This is a genomic window from Dyella monticola, assembly GCF_003363155.1.
GTDB classification, from domain to species: Bacteria; Pseudomonadota; Gammaproteobacteria; order Xanthomonadales; family Rhodanobacteraceae; genus Dyella_B; species Dyella_B monticola.
Window position 1 is genome coordinate 161,148 of record NZ_QRBE01000006.1, and the last position, 21,585, is coordinate 182,732.

19 protein-coding genes and 1 riboswitch are annotated in these 21,585 nt (G+C 60.6%); of the genes, 10 read left to right on the forward strand and 9 right to left on the reverse strand.

What is annotated here, in order from left to right; translation table 11 throughout:
• Positions 1-4: 4 nt before the first annotated feature.
• The 8 genes from DWU98_RS11790 to DWU98_RS11825 form a co-directional block, all read right to left on the reverse strand.
• Complete coding sequence (locus DWU98_RS11790; RefSeq protein WP_115495757.1) at positions 5-4,876, reverse strand: RHS repeat domain-containing protein; 4,872 nt, start codon at positions 4,874-4,876, stop codon at positions 5-7.
• A gap of 173 nt (positions 4,877-5,049) precedes the next feature.
• A complete protein-coding gene (locus DWU98_RS11795; protein WP_115495758.1) occupies positions 5,050-5,922 on the reverse strand; it encodes a cytochrome c oxidase assembly protein in 873 nt (290 codons plus the stop codon).
• A 125-nt stretch (positions 5,923-6,047) separates the two neighbouring features.
• On the reverse strand, positions 6,048-7,967 hold the full coding sequence (locus DWU98_RS11800) for a GldG family protein (protein WP_115495759.1): 1,920 nt from the start codon (positions 7,965-7,967) through the stop codon (positions 6,048-6,050).
• 14 nt (positions 7,968-7,981) lie between these two features.
• Positions 7,982-8,716, reverse strand: a complete 735-nt coding sequence (locus DWU98_RS11805) for an ABC transporter permease subunit (protein ID WP_115495760.1) — start codon at positions 8,714-8,716, stop codon at positions 7,982-7,984.
• Complete coding sequence (locus DWU98_RS11810) at positions 8,713-9,651, reverse strand: ABC transporter ATP-binding protein (RefSeq protein WP_115495761.1); 939 nt, start codon at positions 9,649-9,651, stop codon at positions 8,713-8,715. The genes DWU98_RS11805 and DWU98_RS11810 overlap by 4 nt, the downstream gene beginning before the upstream one ends.
• Before the next feature lie 181 nt (positions 9,652-9,832).
• The gene (locus tag DWU98_RS11815; protein ID WP_115495762.1) at positions 9,833-11,224 is read right to left on the reverse strand and encodes an SRPBCC family protein; all 1,392 of its coding nucleotides are present in this window, start codon (positions 11,222-11,224) and stop codon (positions 9,833-9,835) included.
• A 227-nt stretch (positions 11,225-11,451) separates the two neighbouring features.
• Positions 11,452-12,093 (reverse strand): response regulator, encoded by a 642-nt coding sequence (locus DWU98_RS11820; protein WP_115495763.1) that lies wholly within the window; start codon positions 12,091-12,093, stop codon positions 11,452-11,454.
• Positions 12,094-12,262: 169 nt separating this feature from the next.
• Positions 12,263-13,480 (reverse strand): sensor histidine kinase, encoded by a 1,218-nt coding sequence (locus DWU98_RS11825; protein ID WP_115495764.1) that lies wholly within the window; start codon positions 13,478-13,480, stop codon positions 12,263-12,265.
• A 237-nt stretch (positions 13,481-13,717) separates the two neighbouring features.
• Between DWU98_RS11825 and DWU98_RS11830 the strand changes: the two genes are divergently transcribed.
• The 10 genes from DWU98_RS11830 (at position 13,718) to DWU98_RS11875 (ending at position 20,990) form a co-directional block, all read left to right on the forward strand.
• Complete coding sequence (locus tag DWU98_RS11830; RefSeq protein ID WP_115495765.1) at positions 13,718-14,338, forward strand: GNAT family N-acetyltransferase; 621 nt, start codon at positions 13,718-13,720, stop codon at positions 14,336-14,338.
• Positions 14,335-15,117, forward strand: coding sequence for a septum site-determining protein MinC (gene minC / locus DWU98_RS11835; protein ID WP_115495766.1), 783 nt, complete (start codon positions 14,335-14,337; stop codon positions 15,115-15,117). The genes DWU98_RS11830 and minC overlap by 4 nt, the downstream gene beginning before the upstream one ends.
• Positions 15,118-15,183: 66 nt before the next feature.
• Positions 15,184-15,999 carry a septum site-determining protein MinD gene (minD, locus tag DWU98_RS11840; RefSeq protein WP_115495767.1) on the forward strand — a complete coding sequence of 272 codons (816 nt, stop codon included), beginning with the start codon at positions 15,184-15,186 and terminating at the stop codon, positions 15,997-15,999.
• Positions 16,000-16,004: 5 nt separating this feature from the next.
• A complete protein-coding gene (gene minE, locus DWU98_RS11845) occupies positions 16,005-16,280 on the forward strand; it encodes a cell division topological specificity factor MinE (protein ID WP_115495768.1) in 276 nt (91 codons plus the stop codon).
• A gap of 64 nt (positions 16,281-16,344) precedes the next feature.
• Positions 16,345-16,824 (forward strand): hypothetical protein, encoded by a 480-nt coding sequence (locus tag DWU98_RS11850; RefSeq protein ID WP_115495860.1) that lies wholly within the window; start codon positions 16,345-16,347, stop codon positions 16,822-16,824.
• A 26-nt stretch (positions 16,825-16,850) separates the two neighbouring features.
• Positions 16,851-17,942, forward strand: coding sequence for a glycosyltransferase family 9 protein (locus DWU98_RS11855; RefSeq protein ID WP_158545042.1), 1,092 nt, complete (start codon positions 16,851-16,853; stop codon positions 17,940-17,942).
• Positions 17,943-18,089: 147 nt separating this feature from the next.
• A riboswitch (Fluoride riboswitch) is annotated at positions 18,090-18,177 on the forward strand.
• A 56-nt stretch (positions 18,178-18,233) separates the two neighbouring features.
• Positions 18,234-18,620 carry a fluoride efflux transporter CrcB gene (gene crcB / locus DWU98_RS11860; RefSeq protein ID WP_115495770.1) on the forward strand — a complete coding sequence of 129 codons (387 nt, stop codon included), beginning with the start codon at positions 18,234-18,236 and terminating at the stop codon, positions 18,618-18,620.
• A gap of 16 nt (positions 18,621-18,636) precedes the next feature.
• Complete coding sequence (locus tag DWU98_RS11865) at positions 18,637-18,999, forward strand: DUF190 domain-containing protein (RefSeq protein WP_115495771.1); 363 nt, start codon at positions 18,637-18,639, stop codon at positions 18,997-18,999.
• Positions 18,996-20,114, forward strand: a complete 1,119-nt coding sequence (gene cfa / locus DWU98_RS11870; RefSeq protein WP_115495772.1) for a cyclopropane fatty acyl phospholipid synthase — start codon at positions 18,996-18,998, stop codon at positions 20,112-20,114. Before DWU98_RS11865 ends, cfa begins: the two co-directional genes overlap by 4 nt.
• A gap of 6 nt (positions 20,115-20,120) precedes the next feature.
• Entirely contained in the window at positions 20,121-20,990 is an 870-nt protein-coding gene (locus DWU98_RS11875; RefSeq protein WP_115495773.1) for a TraB/GumN family protein, read from the forward strand.
• A gap of 84 nt (positions 20,991-21,074) precedes the next feature.
• Here the strand turns inward: DWU98_RS11875 and DWU98_RS11880 are convergent, their stop codons facing one another.
• Positions 21,075-21,536, reverse strand: coding sequence for a hypothetical protein (locus tag DWU98_RS11880; protein WP_147293310.1), 462 nt, complete (start codon positions 21,534-21,536; stop codon positions 21,075-21,077).
• Between the last annotated feature and the right edge of the window lie 49 nt (positions 21,537-21,585).

Genomic DNA, 21,585 nt, shown 5'->3' on the forward strand with positions numbered 1-21,585 from the left:
GACGTCATGGCTTACCTGCCTGATCAACGCGTTCCGCCCCGCCCCTCCGGGTGGACTGCATCGCGGGGCCGCCGCCTCCGGGACCGCCTGCCAGATGCATGGAAAACGGTCCCCAATGATTCCAATTGGAGCAGCCGACGTCGTTGCAGGCGCGCACGCTGACGTAATAGGTACCGGCTTGGTTGATACCTACCGATTGGCGGATATCGGTGGTGGTGTAGAGCACGCTTGGCTCGGCGATGGTGATTTCATACCGGCTTGCGCGCGCTACCGGGTCCCACTCCACCACCACATTGGCGGGAAATTTGGCGACGGGCCAGTCGTAGGGCGGTGGCGGGGTGGTGAATGCCGGGCTGGCCGGTGGTGCTGGCGGCGGATCGGGCGGCAGCACGTCTACCTGTACGGTGTCGGACGGCGCACTCCAACCGCGATCGCCGTACTCGCTCTTGGCTAACACGCGGTAACGATAGAAGCCATTCGCGTTACCCGGCAGTTGAACCGCATTACCCGTGATGTCGCTGGCGACGCGACGCGAAACGGGTATCAAACTGTCGCCGCTGAGTTCGTCGATGTCGTAACGGGTTGCACCGACCGTTGGATCCCAACGGATGGTGTATGCGCCACGCTGAACGCCGGACGGTATACGTATGGCCGATATGGCGGCGGGCGTGACGCCCATCGGACTGGAGACCACCCAACCGCCGCACGTACTTGAACACGTGCGCACCTGGTACAGGTAGGTACCGCCTTGGTGGCCAGCAAGGTTGGTACTGGGTTGGGCGCCGCGGTAGATGGTGTTCCACGCGCCGCCGTTGTACTGCTCCTGCAGTTCGTAGGCCGTGGCGCCATCGGAGCTGCCCCAGGCTACGGTGTAATCACCATTGGAGGGGCTGGCCGGTACGAAGCTGATGGCTCCCGGCAAGTCATGCTTGCGCGTGGTGGCCTGCGCGACGAGCATGCTTCCGAGATAGATGTAGTCGGTTTCGCTGGAGGCGACATCGTTGTCGCGCTCCAACATCAACTGTCCGGTCTGGTTGCTGTAGACATAGTAGGTCTTGTTACCACCCACCCCCAAGCGTGTTTTGAGCACGCGCCGTCCGAAGGCGTCATAGACGTAGCTTTCGCGTCCGCTGACTTCGGTGAGACGGTTGGCGAAGTCGAAGGTGAGCGGCGTGGCGTCGCGCTGGATGGTGTTGCCGCGGTTGTCGTAGACAAACTGGTGAGGATGGCCGTCCGAACCGACAGCGCTGCTGAGCCGGTTGAAGGGGTCGTACAGATAGTCGCGCTGCAGGCCGGTGTCTGCGGTGATGTGGCGCAGGTTGTTGAGGGGATCGTAGTTGTAGGTTTCGCTATTGGCCGCGCCGGGCAAAGTGGCATGGGTCAGGCGGTCGAGGGTGTCGTACTGGAAGGCACGTTGGCTGCCAACACCTTGCAGCAGGTCGTTGGCTTGGGTGAGATTACCGTTTTTGTCGTAGCTGAAGTCCTGACTGAAGAGCAGGCTGCCGTTGGGTAGCACATAGCTCAGATTGTTGGGCAGTTGACGTGCGTTCTGGTCGGTGACGTATTCGATGCCGTTGCCGTATTTGAAATACTCCAGTTCGCCACTGGGCAGATAACGGGCGGCGCTGGCGAAGCTGCCCGCCTGCGTGGGACGGCCCCAGGCATCGGGAGCATAGGCAATGACGCGGCCGTCGGGATAGGTGGTGCTGGCCAGGCTGCCGTTGGCGTCGTAGGTGTATTGGAGCGTGTAGGGCAGCCCATCGACCATGAGCGTTTCGCTGGCGGGCAGCCCGAGCTTGTTGTAAGCGTAGATCCAACGACTCAGGCCCGTATCCGCGCTGGTAATGTGCCCCATCGCGTCATAGGTGAATTGGGACGGGAGCGTGCCTGCGGGATAGGCTACGCTAAGCACGCGATTCATAGCATCGTAACCACGCTGCGTTTTAGCGCCGTCGGCCACTTGCTCGCGACCGCAGCCAGCAGCGTTGATCGACAGACCTTGCGCGCTCCAGATGACGCGACTGCCGGCGTCGTAATCGACCACGGTGCTGCCGGTTTCCGGCTCGATGGTGCGACACAGGCGTTTGTGCTCGTCGTACACGTAACTGCGCGTGAGCGATACCGATGCGTTTTGATAAAGGCCCGATTGAACGAGGCTCAGCGGCAGGCCATAGGTATCGCGCGCGATGGTTTGAGTGATGCCTTCAGGCGCTTGCACCTGCAGCACAGTGCTCGTGCTCGGAGCGCCCAGTACCTGATAGCTGGTAGTGGTGATGGCGCCCTTGGGGTCGGTCAGTTGCGTGCGCGCGCCGTTCAAGTAAGCAAGCGTGGTGGTGAGTACGCCTTGTTCGGAATCCTGATGACTGGCAGTGAGACGGTCAAGGGCATCATAGTCGACACGAACGCCTTGGTTGAGTTGCGCGGTGTTGGCACTGATGCTTGATGGGTAAGAGGTAAATAGTGGGCGATCACGCCAATCGTAGGCATAGGCTGTGCTTATATAGGGAGCAACACCAACAGGCCCGGAGCGCATCGAGCGGATGTAGGGGCGCATCAATGCATCGTAGTCGACGATGGCATCGGCATCGCCGCGTGTTACACCGTAGCGCCAGTGCGTCTCTCGAACCCCTGTTTCCGACCATTCGCCGTAAAGATAGCGATAATAGGTGTCATTCCACGTCGTGCCGTCGCCCTGGGGGGCATGCAGATGCGTTATACGCCCCATCACGTCGTAGTCGGCGGTCGTGGTGACGCCAGCTCGATCTATGTATGTCGCAATGTTGCCGAAGTCGTCTGGCCACCTGGATTCGTTCGTCCCATCGGCGTAAAGGGTCGTGACTGGGTTACCCATTACATAGTTCTGATAGTGCGTAACGAGTCCGTTGCCATCGGTGACGCTGGCGACGTGACCCTGCGCGTCGTAGGTATACGAGGCTTGCTTGAGACCGAAGCGATAAGTTTCTTTCAGCGTGACCTGCGCAAGATCGTAGACGTTTTGGCGGATAACGGTGTTGTCCGCCAAGTCAGTGATGGCTTGCGAAAGGCCCACCACCCAGTGCGGCAGATCGTTGAGGTAATCCGTGCGCGTTTCGAGTACGGGCTGGCCGGCGATGGTATTGCTACGCCGAGTTTGCGTAGGCTGTCCGAAACGGTTGAACGCGTTCCATTCGGTGAGGTAGCTGTCGCCGTCTTGCACAAGGGTTTGTTTGGTCAACGGTGTCACGCTGCCCAGGGCGGCGGCGTTGACACGCGAGCTGGCTGCCTTGCCTAGCAAAGCCGGATACGGGCCGACATTCGCCGCCGCGTAATCGAAATGAATGCTGCGCGAGGCGGAGCCATCGGCGTGTCGATCGGTATCCAGCGCAAGCAGGTGACCTTCGGTTTCATCGGCCACGTTGCTAAACGTGAATCGTGTGATGTGCTGATCGGGATCGACGATTTCCATCCATGCCGGTGATACCGCCGCAGCGGCGTAACGATAGGTCCACGCAAGCGTACCGACGTTTGCACCGTAATAACTGCGCTGAACCAGCGAGATCGTGTCGTACTGGGATGGCACCCAGGGGAAGTTGGCGGCGATACTGCAGTCGTTTTTGACTTGGGCACGGCCATGGCGCATGCCCGCCATGATGAGGTGCTCGGTCAGTCCATTGGGATCGAACATCGATCCGGTAAAGGTTTGCGTGGCGTCGAAGGGGGCGACCGCGTTGCACGTGGTAGTGCCGCTATAGTCCAGTGTGGCTTCGGCAAGTGTTTGCAGGTCGTAGCCCCACGCCGTGCCATCGGGACGTGTGACGCCTGTAAGGGTTTCGTGACCGGTGCCAAGGTTGGCATAGCGGTAGGTCCATTTGCGTGGATTGGCGGTATAGGGCCGCAGAATCACTTGATCGACGAGGGTGGGTACGTCGGTGCGATACGTGAGATCGAGCTGCATCTCATTGGGATTGGCCACGGTCACCAAGCGGTCACCGTCGTAGATGAATTCCTGCACGTTGCCGAAGCGGTCTTCCATGCGAGTCACCAGCATCGAGGCGCGCTCACGCGCAACCACCCCGAGATCAGTCAACGACAGGTCTGATGCCGCCTGGTACACGAGATGGTTGAGGGTGTACTTCGTGCCATCTGGGGCAACAGCGATAAACGCCTCACCTGGCTCGCCATTGTCGGTGGCGCCGAGGCAACCGATTTGCCATTGCCTTGTGGTAACAAGCGGATAATTGGCAGGTGTGCCGTTGACGGCCAGCGTGTTGCCGGCATCGCGGTGAAGGATTTCCTGCTCACCTTGGCCAGGCACGATAAGTTGATAGCCTTGCCACCAGGCATTTGAATCGATGGCGTCGGGATTGAGCGCAGAACCATCGGAACCCGCCCCAATGGTGCCGCCACTGTAAATAGGGCCCGTGCCGATCAGACCGCGGGTTTTGCCTCGTGACGACAATTCAACAGACGTCAGTACCGGCGGCGGCGATGCGAAAGCGCTGCAGCGTGCATACGGGTTAGGACCTGCCACTTGCCAGCCATGTCCGTCGCTACCACGCACAGTGAGCGTGGTGATGCGCGGTAGTTCCAGTTGCCAGTCACCAAAGGCACCCGTATGTGGCGTGCCTTCAGGGAAGCCACCGGGCGTAAAGCTGCGCGCTACCGATAAAGGAAAGCCGTTAGTGCGCAGCCAGGCATCCGTCTGCACCAATGTGAGCTCGCCAGTCAACGGGTTAATCTGCTCGCCGAACGCTCCGGCATCGGGGAGTGGGACGCTGTCCTTTATCCCAACGTAGGCGCGTAGCTCCTGTTGTGGCGTAGCGGATTGCGCAACGGCTGCGTCAACGCCACCCCAAAGCAACAACACACCAGCGAATCCGTGCGGCGTAAAACGCATGACAATATCCCCGAGAGCATGGACGCGGCCTCACCCCATCACGCGCTGGATGAGTGCACCGCGTGATGTTGCCGGATATGTCAGTGCTCTTTTAGTCGCGCTTGCACAGCGGAGACAGTCCGCTTATCGCGACGAGGGCTGTGCGTATTTACTTAGAGGTAGAACTCGCAACACTACGCAAGTGGCCGCTCTACCATGCCGGACATCGCATGCGCCGCACGGCGTTGATGGCGAATGCGCCCGCTGCGCGAAAGCCGCAACCATTGCCGCATAGCCAGGAGAGCGCCAATGGTTTCGATGGTCGCCGCCGGCACCCAGATGATGATGCCGCCGATGAGTTGTCCCGTGAACACGTTGAAATCGAATGCGCGCCCGCAGATTTCGAAGATCGGATAAAGATCCGTTTTCGAAAAAGTGATGATGGCGCCCGCCAATATCTGCGGCGCCATGGTGATGCCGGGCGACAGTACGCGCATGCCTGGAATCATTCGCCCGGGGGGGCGCGGGCGATGATCCAGCACCAGCCACCAATACACGAAACCGCTGACGATCATCGACCAGTTCATGAAGCGATAAATGCGCCAATCGAGCATCGCCATGGTCTGCATCGCAGGGATCAGCCAGACCAGGATGAACGCTACGAACAGCACGGTCGCGACAGCAGGGTTGAGCAGCACCGCGCTCACCAACCGCCATGGCCACGCGCGCAAGGCCGGGCGCAATGCGCGTATACGCCACTTCAGCGGCAAGCCGGCGCGCAGTACCGATCCGGGGTAGGACGCGACGACGATCAACGGCGCCAGGTGGTGCAACAGCAATTGTTGGAGGCGATGCATGAAGAACTCATGCTCGGCGTAGAAATCGAAATAGGTATGCAGGCACAGGTACACCATCACCATGCCTGTCCAGAACGCCATCTTGCGCGCCACGCTGACCCGCAGCTTGCGACAACCGCGCCAGTACAAAACGCACGCACACACAAAGCACGCCAGAAAGACCCAGGAAAACTCCCAGGGAACGATCCATTTCAGCAAAGAGGCGAACATTGGTGGCTACAGTCCCCGCGCGACACACCTGCTGCGCTTAACGCCGACAAACGACGTAACACAGCCACCCCAGCGTAACGCCATTGCCGGTAGCCGCGCCAACACCCGACTGCGGCATTTCGCCATCAACCCCGTTGGCGCCGGTTACGACGCGTCCGGCGCCATCCATAGAGAAGCCCGAGCAGGACGATCAGCGCCGGCAACAACACGATATTGATGACTTTCAATTCCGTGCCCAACGCGTCGATCTCGGCATTGAGCTGGTGCTGCACATCGCGCAGCTCCTTGCTGATGGCCAGCTCACGCTGCAGGAATTGCTCGATCTCCTGCTTCTGTTCGGCATTGGTGGAGGTGTCGCGCGCGCCTTTGGCAGGTTGCAGTTCGTCGAGGCGCTCCTTGGTATCGGCAAGTTCGTTTTCCAGCTCCTGCTTCTTTTGCAGGAATTTACGGTCCGCCACACGTTGCAAAGCCAGCACGCGTGTGAACGGCCGTTGCGAGCTGGAGCGCCCGTGAATGGACAACAGCGCCGACGAGCCGCTCAGGTTATCCACCATGTTGCTGATGAAATCGCCGTTGTTGGCAAACGCACTGGGCATGGGCTGACCGAGAAAGCTCTGCGTCTCCACCCACAGACGATCGGTAAGCAGGTCGGTGTCTGCCACCAAAATCACCTCCGCGTTAGACGCGGATGTCGACAGATGTCCCGCGTGTCGGGCAAATTCGGGGAACGCGCTGACGAACGGTCCACGCAGACGCGCAGCAATCACATAGTTCTGGCCCTGCGGCTGGTATCCATCCAGCAGGCTGGACGGATTGCTGGCGGCCTCGATCACGCGCTGCGTGGGCACCACCTCCGCATCGGAGCTGCTTTGCATCAGTGGGATCAGCCGCGTGTTCGCATTGGGCAGAAGATCGAAATGCCCGGCGGTGGAAACGTTGATGCGCTGCAAGCTGGAAGTAATAGCGTCGTCACGATTGAGCTCGGCCGCACCAAGACCAAGCATGGCCGGGTGCGCCAGGTTCACGCCCGCCAGCTCGATCGGCAACGCACGCGCACGATCAAGCACCACTTGATCAGGATTGAACATCACGCCCCAGTCGGTAAACAACCGTGGCAAGTTGGAACTGTGATTGTTCGTGGCGCTGGTTGGATCATCGACCAGCGGTGCGGGATCGGACTCCGAGTACGGATCGACGAAAACCGCCAGATGGCCGCCGCCAAGCACGTATTGATCGAGCGCGTATTCCACGGTGGTGGACACATGCTTGGGGTGGATAAGCAACACGACCTGGATGGCTTTGTCGATATGCTTGAGCTTGCTCGCATCGATCATCTGTACATCGAACAACTGCTGCAGCTGGCGCATCACCGCCCACGGCGGCGTACCTTGTGCGGGATCGCCCATGACGGGCAGATCCGTAATGACGCCGATGCGTGGCTTTTCCGCTTCGCTCAATTGATACAGCAGCTTGGCGGTGTCGTATTCAAGGAACGTTTCCTGATTCGGATCGAAGAACGGTATGGAGAGCGTGCGATCGATCAGTTTGCCGGGTGCCAAGTTCGGAAAGTCGGCCCGATAATCGGTAGCGGCTTCGTTCGTTGGCGGGCGCGTAGTACCCACCAAGCCGAAGAAAATGCGCTCACCGTTGGTACCGCCATTCAGCGCCGTCAGGCCGTTGCCTTCTGCACTGGCCTCGTCATCGGAATACGGGACGGGGTCGACGATTTGCAAGTGGATGCGTCCATGCGATCGAGCCACCATCTCCTGCAGCATTTCCGCTACGCGTTGCTCGTAGCTTCGCAGCACCGGCACATCTTTCGTGGCGTCTTGCGAGAAATACAGCGTCAGCCACAGCGGGCGGTTCACGTTATCGATAATCTGCCGCGTGCCAGGCGACAGCGTATAAAGGTGGTCCGCGGTAAGGTCGAACCGCTCAGGCGCGAGCCAACGACTGGTAACCAGCGTGAGGCTGCAATAGGCCACGATCAGCGCGATCAATGCACTGATCAGTACGGTACGGCGGCGCAAGGGAAGACCGAACATGATCACCGCCCCGCTCAACGACTGCGTTTCATATCGAGCACCAGTACGCCGGCCGTCAACCACGCAGCAATGGTGAGTATGAAATACAGAAGATCGCGCACATCCAGCACACCACGCGCAATCGCCTCGTAGTGCCGGAACATCGACAGATGCGCCACGCCATTGACCAATCTGCGCGGCAACGCGCCTTGAAAGAAATCCAGCACCTGCGATTGACCGACGAGGATAAGCAATACGCACACCACCGCCGTGAGGACAAAGGCCACCACCTGGCTACTCGTTACCGTGGACAGGCAGGCGCCGATGGCGAGGAACGCACCGGCCATCAGCCAGCTACCCAGATATCCGGCGACGATGATGCCGTTGTCGGGAGAGCCCAGATAGTTGACCGTGATCCAGATGGGAAACGTCAACAGCAACGCAAGGCCGACAAACAGCCATGCCGCTAGAAATTTGCCGAACATCGCCTGCCACAGATTGATCGGCAATGTGAGCAGCAATTCCAACGTGCCGGATTTGGCTTCCTCGGCCCACATGCGCATCGACACCGCAGGCACCAGGATGAGGTAGAGCCACGGATGCATTTCGAAAAACGGTTGGAGGTCGGCGATACGGCGGTCATAGAAACCACCGGCGTAGAAGGTAAGGATGCCCGCCAGCACCAGAAAGATCACCAAGAAAACGTAGGCCACCGGCGTGACGAAATAACTGCGCAGTTCGCGGCGCATGACCGCTATGGTGGGGTTCATGCACGCGCCTCCGTGTCAGTGCCCAGCGTGATCTGACGGAACACTTCATCCAGGCGACCGCGTTCGAGCTGGATCTCGGATACTTCCAGCCCTTGCTGGCGCAGCAAGGCCTCTACCGGTTCCAGGATTCGCTCACCGGGCTTGGGAAAAACGGTGATTCGGCCGTCCAGCGGATCCACCTCGATACCAGCGACCTGTGGAAGACGCCCGAGCATTTCCTGCGAAACGCCGCTGCCCTGCGCACTGAAGGACACCGCGCCGTGATAGCGCGAACGCGCTTCCAGTTCAGCCGGCGTGGCATCGGCGCGTAGCCGGCCGCCCGCGATGATCACCACCCGATTGCACAGCGCATGCACTTCTTCGAGCAAATGCGTGGAAATGAGGATGGTGCGCTCGCGCGCCATCGTATCGATGAGCCGACGCACGGTGTGCTTCTGGTTGGGGTCGAGGCCGTCGGTGGGTTCGTCCAGCATCAGCACCGGCGGGTCATGCAGAATGGCCTGCGCGAGCCCGACGCGCCGGCGCAACCCTTTGGACAGGGTTTCCACACTGACGTGCAAGGCATCCTCCAGTTGCAGATGACTGACTACGTCATCGAAGCGACGCCGGCCGACGTCGGAGCGCAGTCCGCGCATGCGCATGATGAAGAGGAGGAACTCGCGCACCGTCATTTCGCCGTAGCTCGGTGCCCCCTCAGGAAGATAGCCGAGCGCTCGCTTGGCCTTGATCGGCTCCTTCGTCACGTCATGCCCACACACGCGCGCCGTGCCGGAACTGGGCGAGAGGAAGCCGGCGATCATGCGCATCGCCGTGGTTTTGCCCGCGCCGTTCGGCCCCAGCAGGCCGAGCACCTGGCCTGGTTCGGCGTAAATGCTCAACGCATCCACTGCGGTCAAATGGCCATAGCGCTTGGTGAGCTTGTCGGTCTCGATCATGAGGGCCTGTTTTTACACTATTTGCGTGGCCCGCGTCGGGATCCATGTGCGGGCCAGTCAAAGGAACCGCATCGCAATGTACCGCAAGCGCGCGAAAATTCGCCACGCGAAGCGCTACACACGCAAAAACGAAAAAGCCCTCCGCAAAGGGAGGGCTTTTCGTCGGTCTGGCGCGCGCGGCTTATTGGCCGGCGGTGCTCGCCGCGGCCGGTGCGCTGCTCGCGGGAGCGGGCGCAGTGCCGCTGGAAGCGGGCTGACCGTTCGCATTGAGGATGCCCTGCTGCTTGATGCCAGCCTGCTGTTCCGGGGTCTGTTGCGGTATCGCACCGCCCGTCACATCTTGAAGATCAGTCAACGGCAGGTACACCTCGTACTGAGCGTAGGTGGTGATATTGCCGGAATTATCCTTCACCTCAGGCTGCACTTCGATGTCATAACTACGGTTGGTAAAGTCGTTGAACTTCAGGCCATGCGTCTGCGCATAGGCTTCGAGCTCTTCGCGGGTGTTCTTCACGCCCACGATGGTACCGTTCCATTTCGCCATCAGCGCAGGTTGACCGAAGGCCAGCATGGCGCGGACGTTGTTGTCGATCACGAGGCGACCATTGCGATCCTTGTCACCCGGGTTCAGCGCTGGCGCATTGGCCGGTGTAGCGCTGGTGCTGGCGGCAGCTGCCTGATCAGCCAGTGACGGGGGAACTTCCGGCGTCAGCTGATAGCTCTGGCCGTTGACGTTGAGATTGGCGTTGTCGATCGGCATCGCCACGTCGAACGTATAGTTCTGATCGCCAAAGTTGGTGGTGTAGACGATGCGCGGGCCGGTGATGTTCACACCCAGCTTCTTCGCAGCGGCCTGGATCTGGTTCACCGCGGCAGGAATGGCATCCGCCATGCCTTCAATCAGACCGCCCTTGAGGCTGATCTGCGTAGACACCAGCAGCACCGGCGTGGCCTTGGGCTGCTCTATGTACGGAATCAGATCGCTGTAGTCGACGTTCGGCACCGAGGCCAGCACGTTCTGCAGATCATTCAGGCTGTACTGGATGAACGCATCCGGCTGGCCGTGAATGTACAGATTGGAATAACGATCCATCAGGTTGAAGCCGTAGCTCACATCGTACGACCAGGTGATCTTGGTCAGCTTGCCAGTGTTGCCCTGACGCAGCAGATCCAGCGTGAAGTGCTTGTCGCTACCGCGCCACGCGTTATCCACATTCCAGATGATCTCGGCGTTGTTGACGGTGGGATCGATCTTGTCGAATTCCGGCTGGGTGCTGGCGATGGTCAGCTTGCCGTCGCCCACTTTGTCGTCCTGACTGCTCCAGCTGATTTCGGAGCCGGCGCCATAGGCATTGCCGGAGAGCGTGTATTGCGTTTTGGGATCGTACGCGCGCAGCACGGCGTAGTCGGGGAAGGTGCGGAAATTGGCCAGCACGTCATAGACCTGGCGCAGGTCTTTGCTCACGATCAATGACCGCTCAACGTGGCCACTGCCGGGCATGATGATGCCCACCACGACGCCAACAACGGCGACGATGATCAGGGCAACGATGAATTCCAGAACACGCGTCATTCCAGGTATCTCCGAGACGTCTCTCTAGTGCGTGAAACGCGCCGGTCGGAACGGACCGCCTCGGGGTGGTTTTCCCACGAGGGAAACCGCATCAGGACGGGGTTCGGCCGGCGCCTAAGCCGCCGATGGTACTTGTTCGCGCTCAGGAACGCTACGGGCCGCCGCCCTCTCCGGCCGCGCTGCTACGCAGCATTCTTCTGTAGGCGCACGAGTGGGCACTCAGCACCTCACACAATGCCCAGTTCCAGCGCCTTCAACACCGCGCGCGTACGGTCACGCACACCCAGCTTGGAAAGGATGTTGGACACATGGTTCTTGACGGTGCCCTCGGCCACCTTCAGCGAATTGGCAATTTCCTTATTACTGTAGCCACCGGAGAGCAGACGCAGGATCTCGGTCTCACGCTCGGTCAGCGGATCGGGCTGCTCCAGGCTGGTGAACTGATTATGGATGCGGCTTACGCCGGCCAGCAGGCGTTGCGTCACCATCGGCGCGACCAGTGATCCGCCGCTGGCGACGGTGCGCACGGCTTCAACGAGCTGTTCCAGCGACACATCCTTGAGCAGATAACCGCGCGCGCCAGCCTTGAGGCCTTGCAGCACGAGCTGATCGTCGTCGAAGGTCGTAAGAATGATGGTGGGCGGCAATTCGTTGCGCGCCGAAAGTGCCTGCAGCACTTCCAGGCCACTCATATTGGGCATGCGCAGATCAAGCAACACCACGTCGGGCTTGATGCGCGGAATATCCGCCACCGCCTGCACGCCATCGGCGCACTCAGCCACCACGCGAATGTCCTCCGCCAGATCGAGCAGGGAACGTACACCCTGGCGAACCAGGTTCTGGTCGTCGACGAGACAAACGGAAATCATCGCGGATCCTCGCAACAAAAATGGCGTAAGACAGCCATGCTTAAAAATACGTGCCTGATGCTGATGCCCGCACGCGCCCGGGTTCCGTGGCGTGTTGCGCACAGGCAAACTCCGCCGCGACCCATGCGAAGGCGTTGGACGGAGCTTGTCGGGGCATTCTGGCAAGTCATCAGGTCAGGCTCAATGCGGGCGGTTCGAAACGTGACGGCGTATGCGCCAGCACCGACGGTTCGCCCAATGGAAGACGGATGGTGAGTGCAAAACCCTGCCCTGCTTCACTCTCCATCGTCACGTTGCCGCCGAATTCGGCCAGTCGCTCGCGCATACCCGAGAGGCCATTGCCGGGCGTAATGTCGGACGCGCCGCGACCATCGTCCCGCGCGCTCAGGCTGAGCAGCGTTTCGTCTTCGTAGGTGAAGCTCAGCCACAGATTGCGCGCCTCGGCGTGTCGCGCCGTATTGGTGATGATTTCCTGTACGCAGCGCAGCAGCACCTGCGCCCGGCGCGGGTCTTCCACGCTGAAACGCGGCGGTATGTTGAGGTGAACGTGCAGGCTCGGCACGCCGTCGACCAGGCTGTGCAAGGCCTGGGTCAGGTCGATGGCGTCGTCCTGGCGCAGTTCGCTGACTGCCTCACGCACGTCGGTCAGCAGCAGGCGCGCCGTGCTTTGCGCCTTGCGCACGTGTACGCCGGCCGATTCGTTGCTGAGATGGCTGGCCACCTCAAGATTGAGGCTCAGCGCAGTCAGATGATGACCGATCAAGTCATGCAGCTCGCGTGCAATGCGCATGCGTTCGGCAATACGTGTGGATTCGGCGAGCAGAGCGCGGGTGGCACGCAATTCGGAATTGAGCCGCCGCTGCGCCTCACGCTCTTCCGCCTGCTGGCTGGCCACGGTGGAGACCACGAAGACCAGTCCGGAGAAGGCGGTGTACAGACACGCCTGCAGGAACGCCTGGATAAGGTTGTAGTCGGGGAAGGTGGAGAACAGCGCCGTCAGGCACACGGCCTGCAGCACCATCCATGCGATGCCTATCCAGAAGGGAACCACCCACGGCAGAATCAAGGAGGCCACCACCAGCAGGATCGCCGACAAGCCGCTGTGGGTGTACCAGCCCACCAGCAGAGCCGCCGCGGTCATCAATAGCAGGCCGAACAAGCGCGCGCCGACCCGCGTGCGCGAACCCAGATTGTTGGTGACCAGCAGATACACCACCCCGAACACCAGGTAGAACTGCATGCACAGCAACAGGGCGAAATTCGCGCGATGCAGCAAATCCAGCCGGTGCGTGGCCCATTCGGTGAACAGCGGCGTGCCATCGCACAGATAGGCGAACAACCCGGTAATACGCAGCAGTCGCTTGTGGTTGAAGTTGGTCATCACCATGCCTGCATCATAGGACCGCCTCGGGAAGACGGAATGCGCGGGAAGTCATGCGCATTATCGTACGCCCTCCGTACCCTGTTCCCAGCCGGCCGGTGCTAGCCTTTGGTTTTACAAAGGTTTTACATGCGCGGTCATGCCGCAATACGGGATGTGCCGCTAAGAGTCGCATGCCATAATGCCCCATGAGCTGGGCCGTCAGTCGGTCTTAACTAGCAACCTCTCACTGCGGAGCAACGCATGGCCCTTGCCATCCGCGACGTGCGCGAGCACGACCTGGATGCCGTACTGGCACTCAATAACACTGCCGGTCGCTCCATTCTGGTCCTGGACGCTGCGCAGTTGCGCTACTTCTACGAGCAAGCCGATTATTTTCGCGTCGCCGAAATCGACGGCCAGTTGGCCGGATTCCTGATCGCACTGCGCGACGGCCGCGATTACAGCAGCACGAACTACTGTTGGTTCAGTGAACACTATCCGTCGTTCGTCTACATCGACCGCATCGTCATCGCCAACGCCTACCGCCGCCACGGCCTGGGGCGCATCTTCTATTGCGACGTGAACAGCTACGCCGAAGTACGCGTACCGCTGTTGACCTGCGAGGTGTTCCTGGAGCCGGCCGACGATGTCGTGGTGCTGTTTCATGGCACCTACGGATTCCAGGAAGTGGGCCAGCAACGCATGGGCGAGCGCGGGCCACAGGTGAGCCTGCTCGCCAAGGACCTGCCCAGTTACACCTACGTGCGCGACACCTATCTCGAACATGGCGGCCTGCCCGACCTGCCTTGGCTGGCGGGCCGCGACCTCCCCTTGGCCAATCGAGACGCCAAACCACGCCTCGCCGGAGAGCGGCGTTCATGAATGCAAAAATGGAAACAAGTGACGCCTGCGATCTGCGTTTCGGGCAGGTCGGGATTGCCTGCGTACGTGTAAAAAGGGTCGACGCGGCAGCGTTGTGCGAGGAGCTGGAGCGCCGCGTGCGCTCGGCGCCTCAATTGTTCTCGCGTGCCGCGGTGGTGTTGGATTTAAGCCACCTCCTCAACGTGCCGGACGACGGTACGGTCGATGCGCTGCTCGAAGCGGTGCGCAGCGCCGGCATGCTGCCGGTAGGCCTTGCCTATGGCACCAGCGCCATTGAGGCACTGGCACAGCGCATGGGGCTGCCGTTGATCGCCAAATTTCGCGCCGCTTACGAGCCCGCCGATGGCGGCAGTATTGCGCCACCCGCTCCCAGTACCACATCAGCGCCAACACCTGCTCCTGCTCCTGCACCCGTACGCGAGCCGGTGCTGTCCCAACCGGAGGGCTCGGTCGGCGCGCAGCGCCACGACGGCACGGTGCGTTCCGGGCAGCAGGTGTATGCGCGTGATCGGGATCTGGTCGTCGTCGGCACCATCGCCAACGGCGCCGAAGTCATCGCCGATGGCAGCATCCATGTCTATGGCAGCCTCAAGGGTCGCGCGATGGCCGGTGCGCAAGGCGACGCCAAGGCGCGCATTTTCATTGCGGACTTCCGCGCCGAACTTGTCGCCATCGCCGGCCACTACCGCGTGTTCGAACAGATACCCAAAGACCTGGAGGGCCAGTCTGTGCAATGCTGGCTCGAAGGCGAGAAGTTGCTGATCGCACCCTTGAAATAAGAAGGATGTCCTGACTCGTTCAGAACATCCCACACTATTAGAAAAAAACATATCCGGAGATGAGCCTTGAGTGCTGAGATTATCGTTGTGACGTCCGGCAAGGGTGGTGTGGGCAAAACCACCACCAGCGCATCACTTGCCACGGGCTTGGCGATGGCCGGCAAGAGGGTGGCCGTGATCGACTTCGACGTAGGCCTGCGCAACCTCGACCTGATCATGGGTTGCGAGCGGCGCGTGGTGTACGACTTCGTCAACGTCATTCAGGGCGAAGCGGGCATCAAGCAGGCGCTGATCAAGGACAAACGCCACGAAAATCTTTACGTGCTCGCCGCCAGCCAGACACGCGACAAGGACGCACTCACGCAAGAAGGCGTGGAGAAAGTGCTCGATGACCTGGCCAAGGACGACTTCGATTACATCGTCTGCGACTCGCCCGCCGGCATTGAAAAAGGCGCGCACCTGGCCATGTACTTCGCCGACCACGCCGTGGTGGTGGTGAACCCGGAAGTCTCCTCGGTGCGCGACTCCGACCGCATCCTGGGCCTTCTGGCCAGCAAAACGCGACGCGCCGAGCGTGGTGACGGTGCGATCACCCAGCATTTGTTATTGACGCGCTACAACCCCTCGCGTGTCGAACAAGGCGAAATGCTGAGCGTAAAAGACGTGGAAGACATTCTAGGCATCAACGTCGTGGGCGTGATTCCCGAATCGGAAAACGTGCTGGCCGCCTCCAACTCAGGTGTGCCGGTGATCCTGGACGAAAACTCTCTCGCCGGACAGGCGTATCGCGACACCGTGGCGCGCATCCTTGGCGAAACCCGCCCCATGCGCTTTCTCGAGGCGCCCAAGAAGGGCTTCTTCCAGCGGGTATTCGGAGGTTGACCGTGATGGGTATCCTCGATTTTCTAAAGCGCAAGCCGGAACCAACGGCACACGTGGCGAAGGAGCGCCTGCGCATCATCGTGGCGCAGGAACGCTCCACCCGTGGAGCGCCAGACTACCTGCCGCTGCTGCGCAACGAGTTGCTCGAGGTCATCAAGAAGTACGTCAATGTCGACCTGGAAGCGATCAACATCAATGTTGAGCGCGACAGCGGACATGAGGTGCTGGAGCTTTCGGTGGCGTTGCCTGATGGCAAACCGGCGGGCAACCCGGCGACCTGAGCCGCACAATCCAATGATCCATTCCCTCCCCTGCATGCAGGGGAGGAAGTAGCTCATCAGCTTTATGATGCCACCCATCCTGCGCCTCACCGACATCGACCGAAACGCCGTCGACATCCTGCTCGCCCGCTATGACTTGATCCTGATGCTTGTCGCCGATGGCGAACCGATTCCTGGTAGCTTCTGGGGCGACGATGAAGCCGGCATCATCGGCCACACCGTTTACGCGCGCGGCGACACGCCCGTGCACTCGATCCTGCACGAAGCAGGTCACTTGATCGTGCTGCCGCCGGAACGCCGCGCCGACGTGCACACGGACGCCACCGATTCGATCGAAGAAGAAGACGCCGTCTGCTACCTGCAGATCGTGCTGGGCGATGCACTTCCCGGCGTAGGTCACGAGCGCATCATGAAAGACATGGATGCCTGGGGCTACAGCTTCCGCCTCGGTTCGGCCCGCGCCTGGTTCGAGCACGACGCAGAAAACGCCAAGGCATGGCTGATCGACCAGCAATTGCTGACAGCTGCCGGCGAACCGGTATAGTCGCCCTCGCCCATGGGATGCTCACCGTGCTGAAGAACACGCGTTACTACGATCCGATCAACGATTTGCGCCGCCGTGTCGCACGCCGTCTCATGCGCATGATGTTCGGCAGCCACGGGCAGCCAACGTCCGAAGCACTGCCGGCCAAGGGCATTTATCGCATCCTGGTCTGCCATGTCAGCCACAGCCTGGGCAATACGCTGCTGCTGACACCACTGCTCTCGGAGCTGGAAAAAATCTATCCGGCCGCGGAGATCGACATCCTTACGCGCAGCTCGATCGCAGACGACGTCTACGGTCGATTCTTCAACGTGCAGCGCATTTTTCGCATGCCCGCGCATGGCGTGGGGCATCCGTTTCAGTTCTTCGGCACGCTGCGGCGCATGCGCAAGATCCGCTACGACCTGGCGATCGATGCCGATCCGTTGTCGCAGACCGGCCGCCTGCTGATGCTCTTGTCGAATTCAACCTACACGCTCGGCTTCAGCAGCCCGAAAAAGCACGGCGAAATCACCCATCCCGTACCGCTTCCAACGGACCTGGAAAGCAAAGGACGGCGTCCGGTGTACTTGTTGCGTCGCGCGATGGGGCGCGACACGGCGGCCGATTACCCGGTGCCGGACATTCGCCTAAGCGCCGTCGAGCACGAGCACGGCAGAGCCGCGCTGATGCGCTCTCTCGCCGGTAGCGGCATCACCACGCCCGGTCGCGGCATCATCGGCATTTTTGCCAACGCCACCGGTCCCAAGCAGCTCAGCGAAGCGTGGTGGATGCGCCTGATCACGGTACTGGAAGCGGCACATCCGGAACACCGCATCGTGGAAATCCTGCCGCATTCCGGCAGTTCGATGCTGGGCTCGCGTTATCCTGCGTATTACTCCAGCGATCTGCGCAAACTTGCCAGCGTGCTATCGGGTCTGGACGTCTATATCAGCGCCGACTGCGGCATCATGCACCTGGCCTGCGCCTCGGACGTACCCACCATGGGTATCTTCACCGTCACAAATACCGCCGAATGGGGTCCGTATGGCCCTGGAAGGCATGTGATTCCCGGGCAAGGCAAAGAGCCCGAAGAGGTGGCGCACGCCATCGCGGCGATGCCCGAGTTCAATCCCTAATCAGGGCCTGCAGAGCCGCCATGCCCGCGAGGGTGGGCTTCCATGTGGCTTTGGAGCACAAAAGGCCGCCTTCGCGGGCACGACGGCGCCGTGGCAAGCCGAGCTCCACGGCAACCTACCAACCCATCATGGCATCGGCTAGCATGCCGGCATGTGGGAGATGGCATGCCTCCCGTTGCCTCGGACCGGCTCCGGCGTAACGAACCACCGCAAGGTTGATGATGCCTGCACCACCGGATTCCGGCGGCGCAGGCGTGCCTGTGTCGCCCCTTTGCCAGGAGACAACACAGTATGAGTTGGAGTGGTTTTTTTGCCGTCGGCATCGGCGGCGCAATCGGATGCTGGCTGCGCTGGATACTCGGCGTTCTGCTCAATCCCATCTTCCCTACCCTGCCGCTGGGCACGCTGGCCGCCAACCTCGGTGGCGGACTGATGATGGGCTGCATGCTGGGCATCATCGAACATTTTCAGGTGCTTCCCCCGGAAGTCCGGCTGTTGGTGATGACCGGCTTTCTTGGCGGGCTGACCACGTTCTCCACTTTTTCCGCCGAAGCGGACACATTGCTGCTGCGCGGACAATTGACGTGGTTCGGCGTACATATCGCCCTGCATCTGATCGGCAGCCTGGCGATGACGCTCCTCGGCATCTTCCTCACGCGCGGGCTGTTACGCCACTGATACGGAGTCGAACGTCATGAGCATCGATACCTCGTTCCATGGCACCCCGGCCAACGGCATCTTTCTGCGCTTCTATACCCATGTGCATGCCAGGCATGACGGATTGCTGCTCTCGGAATGGCTGCTGGAGCTGGCCAAGCGCAATAAGCTCGGCGGCGGTTCGGAGTTTCGCGCCACAGCGGGGTTCGGGCGGCACGGCGTGCTGCATCATGAAGCCTTCTTCGAGCTTGCCGACGACCTTCCACTGAAAGTGGAATTCCTGCTCAGCGAAGCGAATGCGCAGACCTTGCTGAGGCTGGTGCGCGAGGCGGGCGTTGATGTGGTGTATGCATGGTCGCCAGTACATTTCGGGATACTGGGCAAGGAAGGGGGCACATGAGTCAGGATTCATTGCGTCAGCGCGCCGCCGAGTTGCTTGAACTGGCCGGCATCCAGATCAACGGTTCGGCGCCTACGGACATGCAAGTCCACGATGATCAACTCTACGCGCGCGTGTTTGCGCACGGCTCGCTCGGCCTGGGCGAAGCGTATATGGATGGCTGGTGGGATGCGCAGGATCTATCTGGCATGTTCACCAATATCCTGTGCAGCCACATGGACGAACACCTCAAGACGCTTGATACGCTGCTCGCGCATCTGAGAGCACGCTTCGTCAACATGCAACGCGGCCAGCATGCGTTCGAAATCGGCAAGGTGCATTACGATCTGGGCAATGATCTGTTCAAAGCCATGCTCGGCAAGCGTATGGTGTATTCCTGCGGTTATTGGGCACAGGCCACTAACCTGGACGACGCGCAGGCAGCCAAGCTGGATCTGGTCTGCCGCAAACTGCAACTCAAACCCGGCATGCGCGTACTGGACATCGGCTGCGGCTGGGGCGAAGCCTTGAAATTTGCGGCCGAACGCTACGGCATCACCGGCGTGGGCATCACCGTTTCCCAACATCAAGCGGAGCTGGCGGGCGAACTTTGCCGCGATTTTGATGTGGAAATCCGCCTGCAGGATTACCGCGAATTGGACGAACCCTTTGATGCGATCATGTCCATCGGCATGTTCGAACATGTGGGCGCGAAAAATTATCGCGAATTCTTTGAAGTCTCGCGTCGCTGCCTGAAGGACGACGGACTCTTCTTGCTCCACAACATCGGTACCAACCAAGCACCCGGTCAGCCCGATCCGTGGATCGAAAAGTACATTTTTCCCAATTCCATGATTCCCGCCGCCAGCCAGGTGGCTGCCGCGCTGGAAGGATTATGGGTGGTGGAGGATTGGCACAATTTCGGTGCGGACTACGATCGCACGCTCACCGCGTGGCGCGCGAATTTCGACGCAGCGTGGGCCACGCTTAGTGCCAGCTATGACGAGCGTTTCCGCCGCATGTGGCATTTTTACCTGGCGGTATCGGCCGCGGTGTTTCGCAGCCGGCGCGATCAGCTGTGGCAACTTACGTTGAGCCCGCACGGCGTGCCCGGCGGTTATCGCGTTCCGCGCTGAGGATTTATGCCCATCGTTCAACGATCACTCCTGGCGCTTGCGCTGCTTTTCCTCACGTGCGGCCATGCGCTGGCGCACCCCGCACTTTGGCAGGTAAAAAGCGGCAACAGCACGGTGTACCTGTTTGGCACCGTGCACTTGTTGCCCAACGATACGGATTGGCACTTTCCAGCGCTCAATCAGGCCCTCGCCCATAGCAGCGCGCTTTACATCGAACTGACGGATGACGATCAAGCCAGCATGACCTCACTGGTGCTGCGTTACGGCGTGGATACCGCGCATCCGCTCTCCACTGAGCTGACTCAACAAGACAACGTCGCACTGGCCAAGGCAGCGCAACTGGCTGGCCTGCCTGGCGGCACTGCAACGTTGCAGCCGATGAAGCCATGGCTCGCCGCCATAACGCTTTCCATCGCACCGTTGATGAAAGCCGGCCTCGATCCGGCCGAAGGCGTGGACAAGCAACTGAAGGCGCAAATGATCCAGGCCGGCAAACCCGTCTATGGCCTGGAAACGGCGCAGCAGCAGATCCTGTTTCTCGCCGATCTGCCCATGCCGATGCAGATCGCCTTCCTGCGCGACACCTTGCGTGATGTGGAAAAGGACAAGCAGGAACTGCTAACCCTGATTGATGCATGGAAGCAAGGCGACGTCGCCGCCATCACAAAGCTGGAGAACGACGAACTGAAAACCCAGGAGCCTGCGCTATATCAGACATTGCTGGTGCAGCGGAATGCCAACTGGGCGGCAAAGATCAAGGACATGCTCAAGCAGCCGGGCACCGTGTTTGTCGCGGTGGGTGCCGCGCATCTTGCAGGTCCGGACAGTGTGCAGGCGCAATTGGCGAAGCTGGGCGTTACAGCGCAGCAGGATTGAGGCTCCATTCCTTAAGACTGCACCTGCCCCGGACGTCATCCCGGCGGAGGCCGGAATGGCGACACGCAAATACTCCGCGCTTAATTAAAACGAAGCCGTAATCGCCTTCGGCTCAAGCGGAAAGCGTGGCATATGGATGGTGTAGGAATCCAGCTTGCCCAGATCCGTGTACGTGGCGGTCAGCAATGTCCCGCTGGAACCCACGTCGATGCGATAAACATGCCCCGCCTGCACGTTATCGATGATGACGTCCTGACGATTGAGCTGGCGCGAATTGGACAGCGTCATCCTGATCACCTGCCTGCCCGGCAGCACGCGCACCCATGGCGTCTTGCCGCCATTGAATTTTTCCCAGGTGGAAATCTGGTTCACGCCGGTGATACCGCACACGTATTGCAGCTGTTCGGCGCATGCGACGATGGCGGTGTCCGCATGCTGAACACCCTTGTCCGAGTACCCGAGCAACGGCCTCCGGCCCGCAAAATGCGAACAGCCCGCCACCAGCATGCAGGTCAGGACAACGGCGGCACGGCGTGGAAAGCGCATGAGTCACCCGGAAATACCTAGTCAGCGACAGATTCTAGCCCAAGCGCCT

What these genes read in the sequence shown, in the direction of transcription:
- DWU98_RS11790 (WP_115495757.1), bottom strand. Translation starts at nt 4,876, where the DNA reads ATGCGTTTTACGCCGCACGGATTCGCTGGTGTGTTGTTGCTTTGGGGT.
- DWU98_RS11795 (WP_115495758.1), bottom strand. Translation starts at nt 5,922, where the DNA reads ATGTTCGCCTCTTTGCTGAAATGGATCGTTCCCTGGGAGTTTTCCTGG.
- DWU98_RS11800 (WP_115495759.1), bottom strand. Translation starts at nt 7,967, where the DNA reads ATGTTCGGTCTTCCCTTGCGCCGCCGTACCGTACTGATCAGTGCATTG.
- DWU98_RS11805 (WP_115495760.1), bottom strand. Translation starts at nt 8,716, where the DNA reads ATGAACCCCACCATAGCGGTCATGCGCCGCGAACTGCGCAGTTATTTC.
- DWU98_RS11810 (WP_115495761.1), bottom strand. Translation starts at nt 9,651, where the DNA reads ATGATCGAGACCGACAAGCTCACCAAGCGCTATGGCCATTTGACCGCA.
- DWU98_RS11815 (WP_115495762.1), bottom strand. Translation starts at nt 11,224, where the DNA reads ATGACGCGTGTTCTGGAATTCATCGTTGCCCTGATCATCGTCGCCGTT.
- DWU98_RS11820 (WP_115495763.1), bottom strand. Translation starts at nt 12,093, where the DNA reads ATGATTTCCGTTTGTCTCGTCGACGACCAGAACCTGGTTCGCCAGGGT.
- DWU98_RS11825 (WP_115495764.1), bottom strand. Translation starts at nt 13,480, where the DNA reads ATGGTGATGACCAACTTCAACCACAAGCGACTGCTGCGTATTACCGGG.
- DWU98_RS11830 (WP_115495765.1), top strand. Translation starts at nt 13,718, where the DNA reads ATGGCCCTTGCCATCCGCGACGTGCGCGAGCACGACCTGGATGCCGTA.
- minC (WP_115495766.1), top strand. Translation starts at nt 14,335, where the DNA reads ATGAATGCAAAAATGGAAACAAGTGACGCCTGCGATCTGCGTTTCGGG.
- minE (WP_115495768.1), top strand. Translation starts at nt 16,005, where the DNA reads ATGGGTATCCTCGATTTTCTAAAGCGCAAGCCGGAACCAACGGCACAC.
- DWU98_RS11850 (WP_115495860.1), top strand. Translation starts at nt 16,345, where the DNA reads ATGATGCCACCCATCCTGCGCCTCACCGACATCGACCGAAACGCCGTC.
- crcB (WP_115495770.1), top strand. Translation starts at nt 18,234, where the DNA reads ATGAGTTGGAGTGGTTTTTTTGCCGTCGGCATCGGCGGCGCAATCGGA.
- DWU98_RS11865 (WP_115495771.1), top strand. Translation starts at nt 18,637, where the DNA reads ATGAGCATCGATACCTCGTTCCATGGCACCCCGGCCAACGGCATCTTT.
- cfa (WP_115495772.1), top strand. Translation starts at nt 18,996, where the DNA reads ATGAGTCAGGATTCATTGCGTCAGCGCGCCGCCGAGTTGCTTGAACTG.
- DWU98_RS11875 (WP_115495773.1), top strand. Translation starts at nt 20,121, where the DNA reads ATGCCCATCGTTCAACGATCACTCCTGGCGCTTGCGCTGCTTTTCCTC.
- DWU98_RS11880 (WP_147293310.1), bottom strand. Translation starts at nt 21,536, where the DNA reads ATGCGCTTTCCACGCCGTGCCGCCGTTGTCCTGACCTGCATGCTGGTG.